General features: G+C 68.6%; 15 protein-coding genes. 4 read left to right on the forward strand and 11 right to left on the reverse strand.

Annotated features, from left to right (window positions below; all coding sequences use genetic code 11):
- Positions 1-2 precede the first annotated feature (2 nt).
- Both ASF65_RS11060 and ASF65_RS11065 read left to right on the forward strand, forming a co-directional pair.
- Positions 3-1,433, forward strand: coding sequence for a HAMP domain-containing sensor histidine kinase (locus ASF65_RS11060; RefSeq protein ID WP_055888821.1), 1,431 nt, complete (start codon positions 3-5; stop codon positions 1,431-1,433).
- 38 nt (positions 1,434-1,471) lie between these two features.
- Positions 1,472-3,259 carry an EAL domain-containing protein gene (locus ASF65_RS11065; protein ID WP_055888823.1) on the forward strand — a complete coding sequence of 596 codons (1,788 nt, stop codon included), beginning with the start codon at positions 1,472-1,474 and terminating at the stop codon, positions 3,257-3,259.
- 35 nt (positions 3,260-3,294) lie between these two features.
- Here the strand turns inward: ASF65_RS11065 and ASF65_RS11070 are convergent, their stop codons facing one another.
- From ASF65_RS11070 to ASF65_RS11110, 9 genes are all read right to left on the reverse strand, one after another.
- Entirely contained in the window at positions 3,295-4,542 is a 1,248-nt protein-coding gene (locus tag ASF65_RS11070; RefSeq protein WP_055888826.1) for a Zn-dependent hydrolase, read from the reverse strand.
- Positions 4,539-5,381: a BtpA/SgcQ family protein gene (locus ASF65_RS11075; protein WP_055888829.1), complete on the reverse strand. Its 843-nt coding sequence runs from the start codon at positions 5,379-5,381 to the stop codon at positions 4,539-4,541. Before ASF65_RS11075 ends, ASF65_RS11070 begins: the two co-directional genes overlap by 4 nt.
- Positions 5,378-6,283 (reverse strand): PfkB family carbohydrate kinase, encoded by a 906-nt coding sequence (locus ASF65_RS11080; protein ID WP_055888831.1) that lies wholly within the window; start codon positions 6,281-6,283, stop codon positions 5,378-5,380. The genes ASF65_RS11075 and ASF65_RS11080 overlap by 4 nt, the downstream gene beginning before the upstream one ends.
- Positions 6,284-6,297: 14 nt before the next feature.
- On the reverse strand, positions 6,298-7,065 hold the full coding sequence (locus ASF65_RS11085) for a glutamine amidotransferase (RefSeq protein WP_055888833.1): 768 nt from the start codon (positions 7,063-7,065) through the stop codon (positions 6,298-6,300).
- 30 nt (positions 7,066-7,095) lie between these two features.
- Positions 7,096-8,190 carry a phosphotriesterase gene (locus ASF65_RS11090; protein WP_055888835.1) on the reverse strand — a complete coding sequence of 365 codons (1,095 nt, stop codon included), beginning with the start codon at positions 8,188-8,190 and terminating at the stop codon, positions 7,096-7,098.
- A gap of 4 nt (positions 8,191-8,194) precedes the next feature.
- Positions 8,195-9,220 carry an ABC transporter permease gene (locus ASF65_RS11095; RefSeq protein WP_055888837.1) on the reverse strand — a complete coding sequence of 342 codons (1,026 nt, stop codon included), beginning with the start codon at positions 9,218-9,220 and terminating at the stop codon, positions 8,195-8,197.
- Positions 9,217-10,011, reverse strand: coding sequence for an ATP-binding cassette domain-containing protein (locus ASF65_RS11100; protein ID WP_055888839.1), 795 nt, complete (start codon positions 10,009-10,011; stop codon positions 9,217-9,219). The genes ASF65_RS11095 and ASF65_RS11100 overlap by 4 nt, the downstream gene beginning before the upstream one ends.
- A gap of 78 nt (positions 10,012-10,089) precedes the next feature.
- Positions 10,090-11,028 carry a substrate-binding domain-containing protein gene (locus ASF65_RS11105; RefSeq protein WP_055888841.1) on the reverse strand — a complete coding sequence of 313 codons (939 nt, stop codon included), beginning with the start codon at positions 11,026-11,028 and terminating at the stop codon, positions 10,090-10,092.
- A 225-nt stretch (positions 11,029-11,253) separates the two neighbouring features.
- Complete coding sequence (locus ASF65_RS11110) at positions 11,254-11,862, reverse strand: cupin domain-containing protein (protein ID WP_055888843.1); 609 nt, start codon at positions 11,860-11,862, stop codon at positions 11,254-11,256.
- Positions 11,863-12,126: 264 nt separating this feature from the next.
- Here ASF65_RS11110 and ASF65_RS11115 point away from each other — a divergent pair, with 264 nt between their 5' ends.
- Complete coding sequence (locus ASF65_RS11115; RefSeq protein ID WP_055888846.1) at positions 12,127-12,588, forward strand: hypothetical protein; 462 nt, start codon at positions 12,127-12,129, stop codon at positions 12,586-12,588.
- A gap of 197 nt (positions 12,589-12,785) precedes the next feature.
- Here the strand turns inward: ASF65_RS11115 and ASF65_RS11120 are convergent, their stop codons facing one another.
- Both ASF65_RS11120 and ASF65_RS11125 read right to left on the reverse strand, forming a co-directional pair.
- The gene (locus tag ASF65_RS11120; protein WP_055888848.1) at positions 12,786-13,007 is read right to left on the reverse strand and encodes a DUF2934 domain-containing protein; all 222 of its coding nucleotides are present in this window, start codon (positions 13,005-13,007) and stop codon (positions 12,786-12,788) included.
- 390 nt (positions 13,008-13,397) lie between these two features.
- Positions 13,398-14,321 carry a sensor domain-containing diguanylate cyclase gene (locus ASF65_RS11125; protein ID WP_055888850.1) on the reverse strand — a complete coding sequence of 308 codons (924 nt, stop codon included), beginning with the start codon at positions 14,319-14,321 and terminating at the stop codon, positions 13,398-13,400.
- Between the two features lie 383 nt (positions 14,322-14,704).
- On the opposite strand from ASF65_RS11125, the gene ASF65_RS11130 reads away from it, so the two are divergent.
- The gene (locus tag ASF65_RS11130; protein ID WP_055888852.1) at positions 14,705-16,315 is read left to right on the forward strand and encodes an ABC transporter substrate-binding protein; all 1,611 of its coding nucleotides are present in this window, start codon (positions 14,705-14,707) and stop codon (positions 16,313-16,315) included.
- Positions 16,316-16,403 lie beyond the last annotated feature (88 nt).

A 16,403-nucleotide genomic window follows, 5' to 3' on the forward strand; every position in this document is an offset into this window, starting at 1 on the left:
TCTTGAACGCCTGGATCGACGGAGTTTTGGCCTGGTTCGCACCGGGTTCGGCCGGCCGCAGCCGGTCCGAGAACGAGATGATCCGGGTGTTCGTCTTCACGCACCTGTTCGGCCCGATCATCGCGCAGCCGATGGGGCTGTTCCTCTTCTTCACCTCGCCGAGCGTCGACGCGCCGCTCATCATCATGATCGCGGCGATCTGCTCGTTCTGGACGCTGCCGTTCCTCCTGCGCGCCACCGGCGACATCAAGCTCGCCTCGTTCCTGTCGTTCGAACTCCTCACCGCGACGGCGCTCTTCGGCACCTTCTTCTACGGCGGGTTCAGCTCGCCCTTCCTGCCCTGGCTGATCGTCGCCCTCCTGCTCGGCCTGTTCTATCACGGCGAGCGCCAGCGCCTGATCCTGACAGTGTTCGCGCTCGACATCCTGATCTTCCTGATGGCGGCCGAATACTGGGGCCTCGCCCCCATCGTGCCGACTGCGGCGCTGCGCATCCTCGGCTGGCTGTCGATCGCCGCGGCGACCGTCTACATGAGCTGGATGGCGATCTACTACGCCAGCGTCACGGCGCTGCGCGACGAGATGGAGACCGAGGCCGAGCGCTACCGCCTGGCCGTCGTCGAGCTCGAGAAGGCACGCAGCGCCGCCGAGCGCAGCAGCCAGGCGCGCCGCCGCTTCTTCTCCAAGATGAGCCACGAGCTGCGCACGCCGCTCAACGCCATCATCGGCTTCTCCGAGATCCTTCTCGAGGAATGCGACATGAACGCCCCGTCCGCCGACACGAAGGCCTCCGACATCCGCAAGATCAACATGGCCGGGCGCCATCTCCTGTCGTTGGTGTCGGACGTCCTCAACCTCGACGGCGAAGGCGCCAGCCAGCAGCCGGTGAAGCCCTCGCGCTTCACGCTGCGCGAGCTGTGCGACGACGTCGTCGCCAACACGCAGCCGATGGTCGAGAAGAACGGCAACCGCCTCGTCCTGATCTGCCCCAACGCCTCGGCCAGCGTCACGACGGACCGCACGGTGGTCCGGCAGATGCTGCTCAACCTTCTCAGCAACGCCGCCAAGTTCACCGCCAACGGCACCATCCAGCTTTCGGTGACGCTGAGCGGGGGCGCCGAGAACACACTGACGCTCGCCGTCACCGACAGCGGTATCGGCATGCGCAAGGAAGCGCTCTCGCGCATCTTCGCCGACTACGAGCAGGCCGAACTGTCGACCAGCAGCCGATACGGCGGCACCGGCCTCGGCCTGTCGCTGACCAAGCGGCAGGCGATCCTCTTGGGCGGCGAGATCTCCGTCGCCAGCAAGCACGGCGAGGGCTCCTGCTTCACCCTCCGCCTGCCCGCCCACCTCGAAGCGGAACCGCGGTGCCACGAGCCCGACACGCCGTCGGAGCTGATGCGATCCGGCGCCGCCGAGTTCGCCGCATGACCAGCCCCTCCCCTTCGACAAGTCTTCGAGATCCGATCATGTCGTCCCAGATGATCCCCCTCCCGCGCGACACGTCCGCCGCGGCGACCTCGGCAGCGCCTCGCATCCTCGTGGTCGACGACGTCCAGGACAACCGCGAGATTCTCACACGCCGCCTCGTGCGGCGCGGCTTCGAGGTGGTCGAGGCGAGCGGCGGCCTGCCCGCGCTCGAGGCGGTCGAGACGCAGCGCTTCGACCTCGTGCTCCTCGACATCATGATGCCGGACATGTCGGGCCACGAGGTGCTGCGCCGCATCCGGCAGACCCGCTCGCAGGCCGAGTTGCCGATCGTCATGGTGAGCGCCAAGTCCGAAAGCGCCGATGTCGTGGCGTGCCTGGAGGACGGGGCCAACGACTACGTGACGAAGCCGGTCGACTTCGCGATCGCGTTCGCCCGCATCCAGACGCAGATCTCGCGCAAGCAGGCGTTCGACGCCGCCCGCGCCGAGCAGGCGGCGCTGGAGACGCGCGTCGAAGAGCAGCGCGACAACCTCAGCCTATCCGAGGACCGCCTGCGCTTTCTCGCCTATCACGACGCCCTGACGCAGCTTCCCAACCGCTCGGCCCTGCGCGAGCGCCTGGCGAGCGCCCTCGCGCGCAGCAACGAGGCGACGGCGGCGCTGCTTTTCCTCGACCTCGACAACTTCAAGGCGGTCAACGACGAGCGCGGCCACGAGGTCGGCGACGTCGTGCTCGCGGGGGTCGCGGAGCGCCTCGCCGCGTCGATCCGCGCGCCCTCCTTCGCCGCGCGGCTCGGCGGCGACGAATTCGCCATCGTTCTCGAGGGCGCGGACGCGCCGGACGCCGAGCGTGTCGCGAAAGCCCTCGTCGAGCGGCTGTGCCAGCCCTTCGATCTCGGCGCCTTCTCCTGCGAGATCGGCGCGTCCTGCGGCCTTGCCCTCCTCTCGCCGGCCTTCGGCGACATCGACGAGGCGCTGAACGCCGCCGACACCGCGATGTATGCGGCGAAAGCCGACGGCAAGCGGGGCGTGAAGGTGTTCCATCCGGCGATGCTGGAGGAACGGCGCACCCGCCGCATCCTGGAAATGGACCTGCGTCACGCGGTGCAGGACGGATGCCTGGAGCTGAACTTCCAGCCGCTCTTCGATGCCCAGACCGCCAAGCTGAAGTCCTTCGAGGCGCTGGTGCGCTGGCACCACCCGACGCAGGGGACGATCGCCCCGGACCAGTTCATTCCGCTGGCCGAGGAGACCGGGCTGATCGTGGCGCTCGGCGACTGGGTGCTGCGCGAAGCCTGCACCGAGGCGGCGGAATGGCCGGAAGACATCGGCATTGCCGTGAACGTCTCGGCGCTGCAGATCGGGCACGGCGAGATGCTGCCGGTCCTCGTCAACACGCTGGCGGCGACGGGCCTCGACCCGAGCCGCCTCGAGCTCGAGATCACGGAAAGCTCGCTTCTGGCCCTCAAGCCCGAGACGGTCGGCTTCCTGCGTTCGGTCCAGGAACTGGGTGTGCGCGTGTCGATCGACGATTTCGGGACGGGCTATTCCTCGATGAGCTCGCTCCAGAACTTCCGCTTCGACAAGATCAAGATCGATCGCAGCTTCGTGCAGGCGATCAACGGCGACGCCAAGAGCGTGGCGATCATCAAGTCGATCCTCGAACTCTCGTCGAAGATCGGCGTGACCACCACGGCCGAGGGCGTCGAGACCTCGGCCCAGCTCGACTACATCTCCGCCAACGGCTGCACGGAAGCGCAGGGGTTCCTGTTCGCCAAGCCGATGACCAAGGCGGCCGCGCGAGAATTCATCCGGCAGAACATCTGACGGCGGGTGCGGGGGCGGCCCGACGGCCGGCCCCGCTACCGCGCATCGTCGAGGAACGAGAGGGTCGCCTCGAGCAGCACGCTCGCGCCGGCCGACACGAAACGCGCCTCGACATGCTCGGCCTCGTTGTGGCTGATGCCGTCGCGGCAGGGACAGAAGATCATCGCCGCCGGGGCGCAGCGCGCGAGATAGAGCGCATCATGGAAGGCGCCCGACACGATGCGTCGCGAAGCAAGGCCGATGCGCCGGGCGCTGGCTTCGATCCGCTCCACCATCTCGGCCGGAAAGGCGATCGGCGGCATGTCGACCAGACGGCGGATCGACAGGCCGCATCCGGCGGCCGCACAGACCCCCTCGCAGACACCGGCGATGCGATCGGCGAGATCGCGGAGCACGCCGGCGTCGGGATGGCGCAGGTCGATCGTAAAGCGGACGCGCTCGGGGATGGCGTTGACCGAGCCCGGCCGCGCCTCGATCCGCCCGACGGTGAAGCGGGCGTCCTCGTCGCCGGGCATGATCGAGCCGTAGAGCTCGGTGAGGATCGCGGCAGCGGCCCGCATCGGGTCGCGCCGGAACGCAAGGGGCGTCGTACCGGCGTGGGCCGCCTGCCCCTCGATCTCGATCTCCAGCCAGAGCGTGCCCTGGATGCCGGTGACGACCCCGACCGGGATGTCCTCGCGCTCCAGCACCGGCCCCTGCTCGATATGGAGCTCGAGATAGGCAGCGATGGGGAAGCCGAGCGGCGCGGCGGGAACGGCAAGCGAGACAACCGTTCGGTCGAGTTCCTCGCCGAGAACCGCCCCGTCCGCGCCGCGCGCCGCCAGCCACTCGGGCGGGATCGCGCGGGCGGCAAAGGCCTGCGAGCCCATGGCGCCGGGCGCGAACCGGCTGCCCTCCTCGTTGGTCCAGACCGCGACCTCGACGGCGCGCTCGCTCGACAGGCGCGCATCCTCCAGCGCCTCCAGCACCTCGAAGGCGGCGAGAACGCCGAGCGCCCCGTCGAAGCGGCCGCCCGTCGGCTGCGTGTCGAGGTGACTGCCGAGGATGAGCGGCGGCAGGTCCGCGTGCGCACCCTCCCGCCGCAGGAAGAGATTGGCGGCCGCGTCCTGGCGCACGCTGAAGCCCCGGTCGCGCGCCAGACCGGCGAGAAGCGCGCGCGCCTCGCGATCGCCCGCGGTGAGCGCCTGCCGGTCGACGCCGCCCTTCGGCGTCGCGCCGATCCCGGCGAAACGCTCGAGGCGCTCCTGCAGGCGGTCCGGCCGGATCGCCGGCCGCCCGGTCATCGTCCGAGCCTGGCCGTGAACGCCTTCACCCGGTCCGGATCGACCTGGTTCCACCAGACGCCGTCGTATTTCAGCGAGCTCGCGACGATCACACCGTCGGCGACCGAGAGGATGTCACCGACGTTCTCGGGCGTCACGCCGCTGCCGACCAGCGTCGGCAGGTTCGCCGCCTCCTTGATCATGCGGATGTAGGACAACTCCGCCACGTGGCCGGTGCGCTGGCCGGTGGCGATCACGACGTCGGCGTCGAAGAAGACGAGGTCCTTGACCTGCTCCTCGACCGGCCGGTCGGCGACGATGGCGTGCGCGCCGTGCTTCACATGCGCGTCGGCGAAGATGCGGATGCCCTTGGCCCGCAGCTGCGCGCGGTAGCGCATGGCGCGCGCCGCCTCGCCTTCCACGAAGCCCTCGTTGGCGACATAGGCATTGGCCCACTGGTTGACGCGCACGAAGGCGGCACCGGCGGCGCTGGCGATGGCGAGCGCCGGAATGGCGGCATTGGCGAGGACGTTGATGCCGATCGGGCGGCCGAGCTCGCGCCGGATGCGGTCGGCGACCACCGACATGTGCGCAGCCGTCTCGGGGCCGATCGCGTCGGGCTTGGAGAACGGCACGTCGCCGTGGTTCTCGACGATCACCCCGTTGCAGCCGCCCTCCAGATAGGCGCGCGCATCGTCGAGGCCGCGCTGGTAGATCGTCTCGACCGCCTCGCCGTCATGGCGCGGGCTTCCCGGCAGCGGCGCGAGATGCACGACGCCGATGATGGCGCGGCGACTGCCGAAGATGTCTTGGAGCGCATCGCCGGATGCCTGTCCGATGGGCTTGGATGGGGTGCTCATGCGCTCTCTCTCGAATGCCATGTGTGAAACTCGTCGCAGCTCGGGCCGCAGCCGAAGGTGCCGGCCCGCGTGACGGCCACCGCGGCCGCCCGGGCCGCGAGGCGAAGGGCCGGCTCGAAGGCGTCGCCGAGCGACAGCCGGGCGGCCAGCGTGCCGCAGAACACGTCGCCCGCCCCGCTCGTGTCGAGGGGTTCAGCGCGAACGGCGGGATGAAATCGGGGCGCCGCGGCGGGGGCCGCTACCGCGACATACCCTTGCGCGCCGAGCGTGACCACCGCCGCGCCGCCGCCCATGCCGGCGAGGCGCTCCGCGATCCGGCCGGGCTCGCGCTCGCCGGTCAGCGCCTCGCCCTCGCCGCGGTTGACCACGGTGACGGCCGGCGCGCCGGGAAGGCCGTCGGCGCATTCGCCCAGCGGACTTGCGTTCAGCACCGTCAGGAGGCCGAGCGCCCGCCCCGCCTCGAGCGCCGCGCGCGTCGCGCCCGGGGTCAGGTTGCCCTGCAGAACGAACGCGTCGCCCGGCCGTGCCGCGGCCTGCCAGCCGCTTCGTGCCGGATCGAAGGCGCGCGCGCAGGCGACGGCGCTCACGATCTGATTCTCGCCCTTCTCGTCCACCATGATGGCGGAGCGGTCGGTCGGCAGCGGCAGGGCGGTGAGGCCATGATCCGAGAGACCGGCCTCGACGAGCCCCCGGCGGACGAGCGTCGCCTCGGCGTCGGAGCCGACGGCCGACCAGAGCATGACCTCGGCGCCCGCGCGCCACGCGGCGAGCGCCTGGTTGGCGCCCTTGCCGCCGAGCGCGACGCTGCAACCCTCGGCATTCAGCGTCTCGCCTGGCCCCGGAAAGCGGGCGAGACGGAATGTCGTGTCGAGACAGACGTTGCCGACGACATGGACGGCCATTCGCGCCGGACTCCTTACTTCGCCGTCGCCCAGTCGAGCATCGCGCCGAAGAGCTTTGCATAGCCGTCCCACCGGATGAATTCGCCCGGCAGCCAGTGCGGGCCGACGTCGGAGGTCCAGACCACCGAGCGGCCCTGCCCATACGTGCCGGTGACGAGGAGCGGCTGCGAGCCGTAGTCGGCCGAGACCGTCGCCAGCACCTCGGCGCCCGGCTTCAGCTCCACCTCATTGTAGCCGAGAAGCACCGGCCAGTCCGAACCCAAACCGTTCAGGATCGGATGCGAGGCCTCGCCAGTCACCACGGGCGAGAAGCCCTCGGGCACCTCGACGCGGTCGTCGAAGCGCAGGCAGGTGACGGGCAGGACGTCCTCGACCGGCGTGCGGGCATAACGCGCGCCGCCGTTGATGCCCTGGAAGGAATAGTAGCCGCCGAACATCAGGAGCGCGCCGCCCTGATCGACGTAGTCGCGCAGGAGCTTCAGCCGGTTCGGCGTCGTCTTGGAGTGGATCCAGGTGTCGGGATGGAGCAGCAGCGTGTTGGCGCCGATGTCGGACAGGATCACCGCGTCGAACTCGCGAAGGGCTTCCATGGTCTGCGGGAAGTCCTTCTGCGCCGCATGGGCGGGCATGAAGGTGATGTCGTAGGCGCTGTCCTTCAGCGCGGCCAGAAGCTCGTCGGCGCCCTGGTGATAGGTCACGGTCGGGAACTGGTCGAAGCCCTTGATGTGGGTCGCGGTCGACACCCAGCTCTCGCCGGCGAGGAGCACCTTCTTGCGGGTCATATCGAATTTCCTTGAGCAAAGGGAAAAGGATCAGGCGGCCGCGAAGACGGCGCGCGGATTGTCGGTCATGATGGCGTCGATCACCGCCTCGGGCACGCCATGGCGCTTCAGGCGCGGCACGAAGTGGCGCAGCACGTGGGCGTAGCCGAAGCCGCCGTAGCGCGTCAGCATCATCTTCAGGAAGACGTCCTGGCTGAGGAGGATGCGGTCGGCGAAGCCCTCGTCCACCAAGGTGCGGATCGCGCGCGCGTTCTCTTCGTCGAAGGGGCACTGGGCGTCCTGATCGGCGTAGTAGTAGTCCATGCCGATCATGTCGTATTCCAGAAACGCGCCGCGCCGCGCCAGGCTCGTCTGGTAGGGGATGTCGTCGTGGCTCGGGTTCATGTGGCAGAGGACGGTGTGGCGGAGGTCGGCGCCCTCGCCCTCCACGACGTCCAGCACCTCGTGCGCCAGGCGCTCCCAGCCCGGCAGATGGATCGAGAGCGGCACGCCCGTGCGCGCCGAGGCCCGCGCCGCGCCGCGCAGCGACTTGCGCTCCTCGGACGTGAAGTCCTTGGAGACGCCGACCTCGCCGATGATGCCGGCCATGATCTCCGGCCGGTCCTCGGCGCCGCCGACATCGCGCACGATCAGTTCGGCGACCTCGTCGACGTCCATGCCCTTCAGCCAATCGGGATGGCTGAACTCGAGGTAGAAGCCCGAGCCCATCACGATCTTCAGCCCGCTCATGCGCTGGATGCGCCGCAGCCCTTCCGGGTCGCGCCCGATGCCGAAGTTCGTCGGGTCCACCACCGTGTGGCCGCCGAGCGCCTGGAACATCTTCAGTTCCGACAGCGCGAGATCGCCGTCGTCGAGCGAGACGTTGTCGCGGTTCATGTAGGGGTTCATGCGCAGTTCGCCGATGATCTCGATGCGCACGGGGCCTTCGTGTCGCACCGGGTCGGGCGGATGGCACGGACAGCGCCAGGACTTGGCGCCGTCGAGGAAGACGTGCTCGTGCATCAGCGTGACGCCCATGTCGGACACGGGGGACGGGCCGTCCACCGTCATCACATGACCGGAGCGCACGCCGATGCCGGATGGCGCCGCGCGCCGGCTGGCCGGATCCCGGAAGTCGAGCGCCATCGGATCAGCGCCCGCGCGAGGCGCCGCGGAACAGGCGGAAGTTCAGCCAGATCGCGACAAGGATGATGCAGCCGGTGATGATCGGCGTCAGGAACGGCGACATGTGGGCGAGGATCAGGCCGTTGGCGATGACGGCGACTGTCAGCGCGCCGAGCACGGTGCCGACCATCGTCCCGCGTCCGCCAAAGAGCGACGTGCCGCCGAGCACCACGGCCGCGATGACGTCGAGCTCGAACCCTTGGCCGGAGTTCGACGAGCCCGAGCCGAGCCGCCCGGCAAGGACGACGCCGGCGAGCGCGGCCGCCGTCGACGAAAGCATGTAGACGCTGAGGAGCGTGCGCCGGACGTCGACGCCCGCGCGCCGCACCGCCTCCTTGTTGGCGCCGATGCCTGTGACGTAGCGGCCGAAGCGCGTGCCGTTGAAGGCGAGATAGGCCGCGAGCAGCACGGCGAGCGCGATCCAGGCCGGGATGGGGACGCCGAGGAACCAGCCGCGGCCGAGCGTCACGAACATGCTGTCGGGCTCGATCGGGATCGAATAGCCGCCGGTGATCAGGAGCGCGACGCCGCGGATCACCGAGAGGCCGGCGAGCGTCACGATGAAGGCCGGGATGCCCTCGTAGGCGATGAAGAAACCCTGCAGCGCGCCGATCAGGGCGCCGAGCGCCAGCATGGCGAGGATCGTCAGCGGCCAGGGCAGGCCCCACTGGAGGAGCGCCGCCGAGAGGGCACAGACGAGGGCAAGGACGGAGCCGACCGACAGGTCGATGCCGCCCGTCGTGATGACGAAGGTCATCGAGGCCGCGACGATGAGGAGCGGCGCGGACTGGCGGACGATGTTCAGGAGGTTGGGCGCCGAGAGGAAGGCGCCGGTGGTCAGGCTGAACAGGAGGCAGACCAGGATGAAGAAGATCGCGATCGAGCCCACCGCGCCGTTGGCGATGAAGCGGTCGCGAAGGGTGGCCTTGCGCACCCGCGGCGGCGCTGCCGCATGGAGATGGGCGCTGCCGCCCGCGACGCTGGAACTCATGCCCGTGCTCCTTGCCCGTCTTCGCCGCGCGCCGAGCGCGCCTGGAACTTGCGTCCGACGATGAGGTTCACGACCTCCTCGATATTGGTGTCGGCGATGCGCCGCTCGGCGACGTTGCGGCCCTCGTACATGACCTGGATGCGGTCGCAGACGAGGAAGAGGTCCTGCAACCGGTGGGTGATCAGGATCACCGAGACGCCGCGCGCCGAGACGGTGCGGATGAGCTCGAGCACCGCCTCGACCTCGGCGACGGCGAGCGCGGCCGTCGGCTCGTCCATGATGAGGACCTTCGGCTCGAACGAGGCGGCGCGGCCGATCGCGATCGACTGGCGCTGCCCGCCCGACAGGTTCTCGACCATGAGGCGCGTGTCGGCGATGACGATGCCGAGCGTCTCCAGCATGGCCCTCGCCTCGTCGTGCATCCGCCGCTTGTCGAGGAGGTTGAGCCCGACAAGCCGGCGCCGCGGCTCGCGGCCGAGGAAGATGTTGCCGGCGACATCCACCGTGTCGCAGAGCGAGAGGTCCTGATAGACCATCTCGACATGAGCGGCGCGGGCGTCCGCCGGCGAGGCGAAGGCGACCGCCTGCCCGTCGATCTCGATCGTGCCACTGTCGGGCACGACCGCGCCGGACAGGACCTTCGACAGGGTCGACTTGCCGGCCCCATTGTCGCCGACGAGGCCGAGCACTTCGCCGGGCGCCAGATGCAACGACACGTCGCTGAGCGTCTGGATCGGGCCGTAGCGCTTGCAGATGCCGGTCATCCGGACACGGTCGGGGGTGGCTGGCATGACGCCGCTCCGTCTGGAGGAAAACGGGGAGCGGACGGGCCGGAGCCCGTCCATCGGGCCGCTTTCGCGGCGGCGGCCTTACTTGAACATGCCCCGGAACTGGTCGACGTTCGCCTTGGTCACGATCGTCACCGGGATGTTGATGATCGGCTCGACGGTTCCGCCCTTCTTCAGCTTGGCGAGCGCCTCGACCGCGGCCTTGCCCTCGCCGGCCGGGTCCTGCTGGACGACGGCGGCGACCCAGCCTTCGTCGATGCCCTTGACCGCCTGCGCGGTGAGATCCCAGCCGAAGACCTTCACGTCGCTCTGGCGACCCTGGCTCTCGACCGCCGAGACCGAGCCGATCAGCGCCGGCTCGCCGGTCGCGTAGAGCGTCGTCATGGTGGGATTGGCGGTCATCAGGTTCTCGGCGGCGCCGAGCGCCACGTCTTGGACGTTCTGGCCGTCCACCGTGTCGAGGAACTCGACCTTGGCGCCGCTCTCGCCGACCGCCTTCTTGAAGCCGTCGAGGCGCTGGTTCTGGATGAAGGAGTTGAGCGCGCCGACGACGCCGACGGTCGCCTCGCCCTTCATCTGCGACTTGACGTAGTCGGCGTAGAACTTGCCGATCTCCTCGCCCGCCTTCATGTTGTCGACGCCGACGAAGGCGACGTTGTCGCCGTTCGGGATCTGCGCGTCGATCGCGATCACCGGGATGCCGGCCTTCTTGGCCTCGGAGATGGCGGGCTTCACGCCGTTCACGTCGATGGCGATCAGGATGATGCCGTCGACCTTCTGCGTGATGTAGTTCTCGATCGCCGTATTCTGCGCGGCCGGCACGTTGTTGGCGTCGAAGATCACGAGTTCGGCGCCGGCGGCCTTGGCCGCGGCCTTCGCGCCGTCGTTGATCTGGTTGAAGAACAGGGCCTGCTGGTTGATCGTCACCAAGGCGTAGGTGTCGGCGAGCGCCGCCGAGGCGTTGCCGGCCAGAACCGTCAGGGCGACGGCGGTGCCGGCAAGGAAATGGGAAAGGCGCATTTTCCGATTCTCCATGATCGAGGGCCCGATCCAGGGGCCATGCCATCCGCGGCATCGGAAGAATTCAAGAGACTTGAACGCTTGTCAACTGAATTGCGCAAGCGATCGGCAGACGCAAGAGATGCCCTCGCATTGTGCAGTGCCGCAGGGGGATTGTGCGCTGCGTTTCCTGCGCCGATCCCGGCAACACCGTCTTCGCCGTCCAGAGAAGTCGTCGCGACCTGCCTAGAAGGTGGGCGGCGTATTCACCCAGAAAATGCTCGCGCGCTTCGTCCCGTTGTTGCGGTAGTGATGGGGCCGCTCGGACTGGAAGGCGAAGGAATCCCCCTCGCGAAGCCGAAACGACCGATCGTTCACGATCAGTTCCACCTCCCCCGCCACGACATAGCCGACCTCTTCTCCCACGTGCCGGATCGGCCCGGCGCTCGCACCGCCGACGTCGATATGGTGGATGTTGCACTGGAGAAGATGACCGGCGGAATAGGGGATGACGCGCTCGAGCGTGACGCCGTCGCCCTGCCGCAGCGGATCGAGAGTGATCATCGGCCGCTGGCCGGCACGAAACACGATGCCCTCTTCGCCGTCGACCTCCTCGAACATGCGGCCGATATTTGTATCGAGCGCCTCCACCAGCCGGTGCAGCATTGGTAGCGAGGGCGACGCCTTGCCGTTCTCGATCTTGGACAGAAGGCTTTCCGAACAGCCGGCTGCCGCCGCGAGCCCCTTGAGGGTCATGCCCTTGGTCTGGCGCGCCAGCTTCAACCGGACGCCGAGCTTGGCGGACGCCTCGCCGGCCCCTCGCGCCGCATCCACGGGCAGTGTGTTCGTGTTCATCGCCGTCGATCCCGGAGCTCTTCTGCAGGAACTAGACGGGAACAGGGAAGTATTTTCAAGTCTGTTGAACACAGTGCAACGCGGCGGCGTCACGATCCGTCGTCTATGTCGCCGCCACGCGCTTCGAGCGGTCCGGCGCCAACGAACTCTTGAACCGCGCCGCCCAAAGGTCCAGATTTTTGCAGCCGGACGAACGCGTCCGGCCAAGCGCGGCGCCGGCGGCGCTCCGCACCGTATCCATGTTGACCGCAAGGAGGATGTGGCATGCGAAACCCAAAGCTCCCCCCGACGCTGTTCGGCCCGCTGGACGAGGATGCCGACAGCATCGACATCTCACGGCCGACCGACGACCGGAGAGGGGTCTGCACCTTCAACCACCCGGACAACGTCCTGTCCGACGAGACGCTCTCGACGGCCCGAAAGCGGGCGATCCTGGCATCCTGGGCTTCCAACCGACGCGCCGTTCCGAACAGGCCGTCTCAGAGGCAGCTCGACAGCGGCGCCGTCGTCGAGATCGACGAGATCCTCGCGGCGATCTGCGCGCTCGACGGCGTGGCCGACGGCGGCCGGTCGGGCACCGGCGTCAGGATCGGTCACGGCTTTCGCCGTGGGCACTTCGCCGCAAATCCGGGCGGACGCGACGACGATCCGCCCCCGCGCGGCGCGGCGGCGGCCCGCCCCTTCCGTCCGATCCACGTCAGAGCCGTTTCGCGCTTCGCCGCCTGACGGGACGAGCCGAGCTTCGGCGCCGTGACGGAGGCCGGGCGTTCAGACCGAGGCCCAGACTTGGCCGGCCATGCCTCGACCGAGGAGGGCAACACGCCTCCAAGGCGTCGATTCCGCAGGGCAAGCGCGCCTGGGGCATCGCGACGGACCGGCGAACCGCGTCATGCGGCCGTCGGTCCGTCGTCGCCGACGAAGGCTCAGCGGGCGACGATTCGGTCCGCCTTCACGAGCGAGAGCCAGTCGCCCTCGATCTCGGCGGAGGCCTTGGCCCAGAACTCGTGCTCGTGGCCCCAGGGACGGCCCGCCGCCTCCCAGAGTTGATAGGCGCGATCGCGCACGCGCTTCGTCGTGTCTTCCAGGCAGCCGGTGGAGATCGAACAGGCGGCGCCTGACAGGGGGTGATGGCTCAACAGTGTCATGGTCGGCCTCCGCGGTTCCTGCGGCGCGATCGGACGTTCGCGCCACCCGCATGATCGGAAAGAACCTCTACATCGGGCCCACTCTCGACTTGTCGAGACGCGTGCCGAAATTGTCTGTGTTCCTCCCTAAAAGACTGACGCGTCAGGCAAGGGGGCTTGCCGCTAGGTCCAGGCTTCGGTGGGCTCGTGATGGATGTGGAGGGTCACCGAACGCAAGGTTGCCGGGCCGACCGCGCAGACGGAACGCGCGAACCGAGGCCATCTTTGTCTCCTTGGGAAGACGCGTCGGGTGGCGGGCATCCTCTTGCGAATGCGGCCCGATCTTGCGCAGCCGGCACAGCGCCCCTCTCCTCGCCTGCCGGTGCTCAAACGGAGCGTTTGCAGACGGGGTCAGACATCGCCGTCGAAGGGGCCGCCTGACCGACCGTTGTGAGCCTGGAGCGCGAATGCGGCGGGATCGCCCGGCGCCCGTGGCGGGCGGAGCGCTGCCTTTCGCGCATACATCGCAGCGTCCGCGGCCATGAGCGTGACGGCAACGTCGTCGCCCGGGTGCCAGACCGCTCCGCCGGCCGAGACGGTGACACGCAATGCCCCGTCCGGCCTTGCCAGTTCGAGGCCCGCCGCCTGCCGGAGGCATTGGAGGCGTCCGTCGAGGGACGCCTGCGTCGTTTCCTCGACGATCAGATGGAACTCGTCGCCGCCGACGCGCGCGACCACCTCGCCGGGGCGAAGCATTGCCGCGAGCCAGGCGCCCACCCGTCGGATCGCCTCGTCCCCCGTACCGTGGCCGTACGTGTCGTTGATCGCCTTAAGGCCGTTCAGATCGACGACCGCCAGCGAGAAGTTGCGGCGCGAATAGACCGCCTCGTCGCACCGATCGGTTACCATCGTGTCGAACCCGCGCCGGTTTGCGAGACCCGTCAGCGCATCCTTGGACGCAGCCTTCGCCAGACGCTTCGTCGGGGTGATGTTCTGGCAGATCGTGAGGATGCGGAAGACCTCGCCGGTCTCATCGTCGATGCAGGGCGAGAGCGTCGTCCGGTACCAGTCGCCGGTCGGCGACATCTCGCCCCGCTCCTCGAACTGCATCGAGCGGCGCGTGCGAACGCACACCCCGTAGCGATCGGTCAGCATGCTGGCCTTGGCCGACGGCGCGCAGTCCTCGAAGCTCAGCCCGGCGAGACTGTCGCTCGACCGGCCGGTCTCGTTCTCGGCCGCGCGGTTCATGCCGACGATGCGAAAGTGCGGCCCGGGCTCGACGTCGACCACGAAGATCGGCACGTCGATGGCGTTCAGGCTGAGAGTCAGGTCCACGCCACGCCCCCGGGTTGCCGTCGCGTCACATTGCTCGAACCGTATTTGAGAAATGGCTAACCACAGGTCGGTCGACGTGTGGCTGGCTCACCTTCGATCACGACCCCAGCGCCCGCGAGACATCGTGGAAATCCGAATTGCATCGGTTTGCTTTCGCCGCGCGACCGGACCGACGCTTCCCGGCTTGGCCGATCATCGAAGAGGGCGCCGACGAGCTGACGTCCGGTCTCGGCATACGCGAGACGTCCCGACCGAACGCCCCGGCTTTGTGCAGCGCACACGCTTGCCGCCCGTTTCATCATCGCATAGCGTCCCCTCACCGGGACGTGACGGGATTCCCTCTCGCCGCTCCTGCTCGCTCCACGAACCCGACGAGGTCGCCCGTGTCTTCTTCTCTCCGTTCGCTCGCCTGCCGCCTGTTTGCCGGGACCGTGCTTCTGGGATCGGTCGCCGCGGGTTCGGTGGCCTTGGCCGAGACCCCGGCCGACACGCTGGTGATCGCCAACGGCATCGACGACATGAAGTCGCTCGACCCGGCCGAAAGCTTCGAGTTCTCAGGGCAGGACCAGATCAACAACATCTACGAGACGCTGGTCGAGATCGACCCGCAGACGCTGAAGCCGGTGCCGGGTCTGGCCGCCAGCTGGTCGGTAAGCGACGACGGCCTGACCTTCACCTTCAAGATGGCCGAGGGGCGCAAGTTCGCGTCCGGCAATCCGGTGACGGCGGAGGACGCGGCCTTCTCGCTCCAGCGCGTCGTGAAGCTCGACCAGACGCCGGCCTTCATCCTCACCCAGTTCGGCCTGACCAAGGACAACGTCGACCAGACCGTGAAGGCGGTGGACGCCTCGACGCTGCAGATCGTCACCGACAAGCCCTACGCCCCGTCCTTCCTCTACAACGCGCTGACCGCCGAGGTCGGCTCGATCGTCGACAAGGCGGTGGTGATGGAGAACGCCGGCGAGGATTACGGCAACACCTGGCTCGACACCCATTCGGCGGGCTCGGGTCCCTATGTCCTGCGCGCCTGGAAGCCGAACGAGTCCGTGGTGCTCGACGCCAACCCGAACTTCGACCGCGAGGTCGCGATGAAGCGCGTCTTCGTGCGCCACGTCGTGGAGCCCGCCACGCAGCTTCTCCTTCTCCAGAAGGGCGACGTCGACGTCGCGCGCAACCTCGGGCCGACCGACATCGCCTCCGTTGAGAAGGACCCCAACCTCAAGGTCCAGACCGAGCTGCGCGGCCAGGTCTACTATCTCTCCGGCAACCAGAAGGACGAGATCCTGTCGAAGCCGAAGGTGATGGAGGCGATCAAGTACCTGATCGACTACGACGGCATCACCAGCCAGCTCCTGAAGGGTCAGGAGCAGGTGCACCAGTCCTTCCTGCCCGCCGGTTTCCTCGGCGCGATCGAGGACAAGCCGTTCAAGCTCGACGTCGCCAAGGCCAAGGCGCTTCTGGCCGAGGCCGGCTATCCCGACGGGTTCGAGACCGAGATCCTGATCCGCAACGAGAAGGAGCGCGTCGACATCGCGCAGGCCATTCAGGGGACGCTCGCCCAGGCCGGCATCAAGGCCTCGCTCCGCTCGGTGACGGGCGCCGAGGCGCTCTCGATCTACCGCGCGCGCAACCACAAGCTGACGCTGCAGACCTGGGGCCCGGACTATCCGGACCCGCAGACCAACGCCTCGGTCTTCGCCGCCAACGCCGACAATTCCGACGCGGGCGCCCTCGTCGGCAACCTCGCCTGGCGCAACGCCTACGCCGCCACGGAGACGACGCCGCAGGTTGCTGCCGCCGTGGTCGAGAAGGACGAGGCCAAGCGCGCCAAGCTCTACGAGGACATGCAGCGCCACGAGCAGATGGCCTCGCCGATCGCGGTCCTCTTCCAGCGCTCTGAGCAGCCGGCCGTGCGCAAGGGCGTCGACGGCTTCAAGACCGGCAGCGCGGTGGCCTCGGCCTTCTACTGGACCGTCACCAAGACGGCGCAGTAAGCGTGATCGCCAGGACCGTGGGGGCGGGCCGTTGAGCCCGCCCGTGATCGACGAGCCGGCGCTGCACGGCGCCCGCTCGGGGCTGCGC

It is taken from the genome of Aureimonas sp. Leaf324, from assembly GCF_001423245.1.
Classification (GTDB): domain Bacteria; phylum Pseudomonadota; class Alphaproteobacteria; order Rhizobiales; family Rhizobiaceae; genus Aureimonas.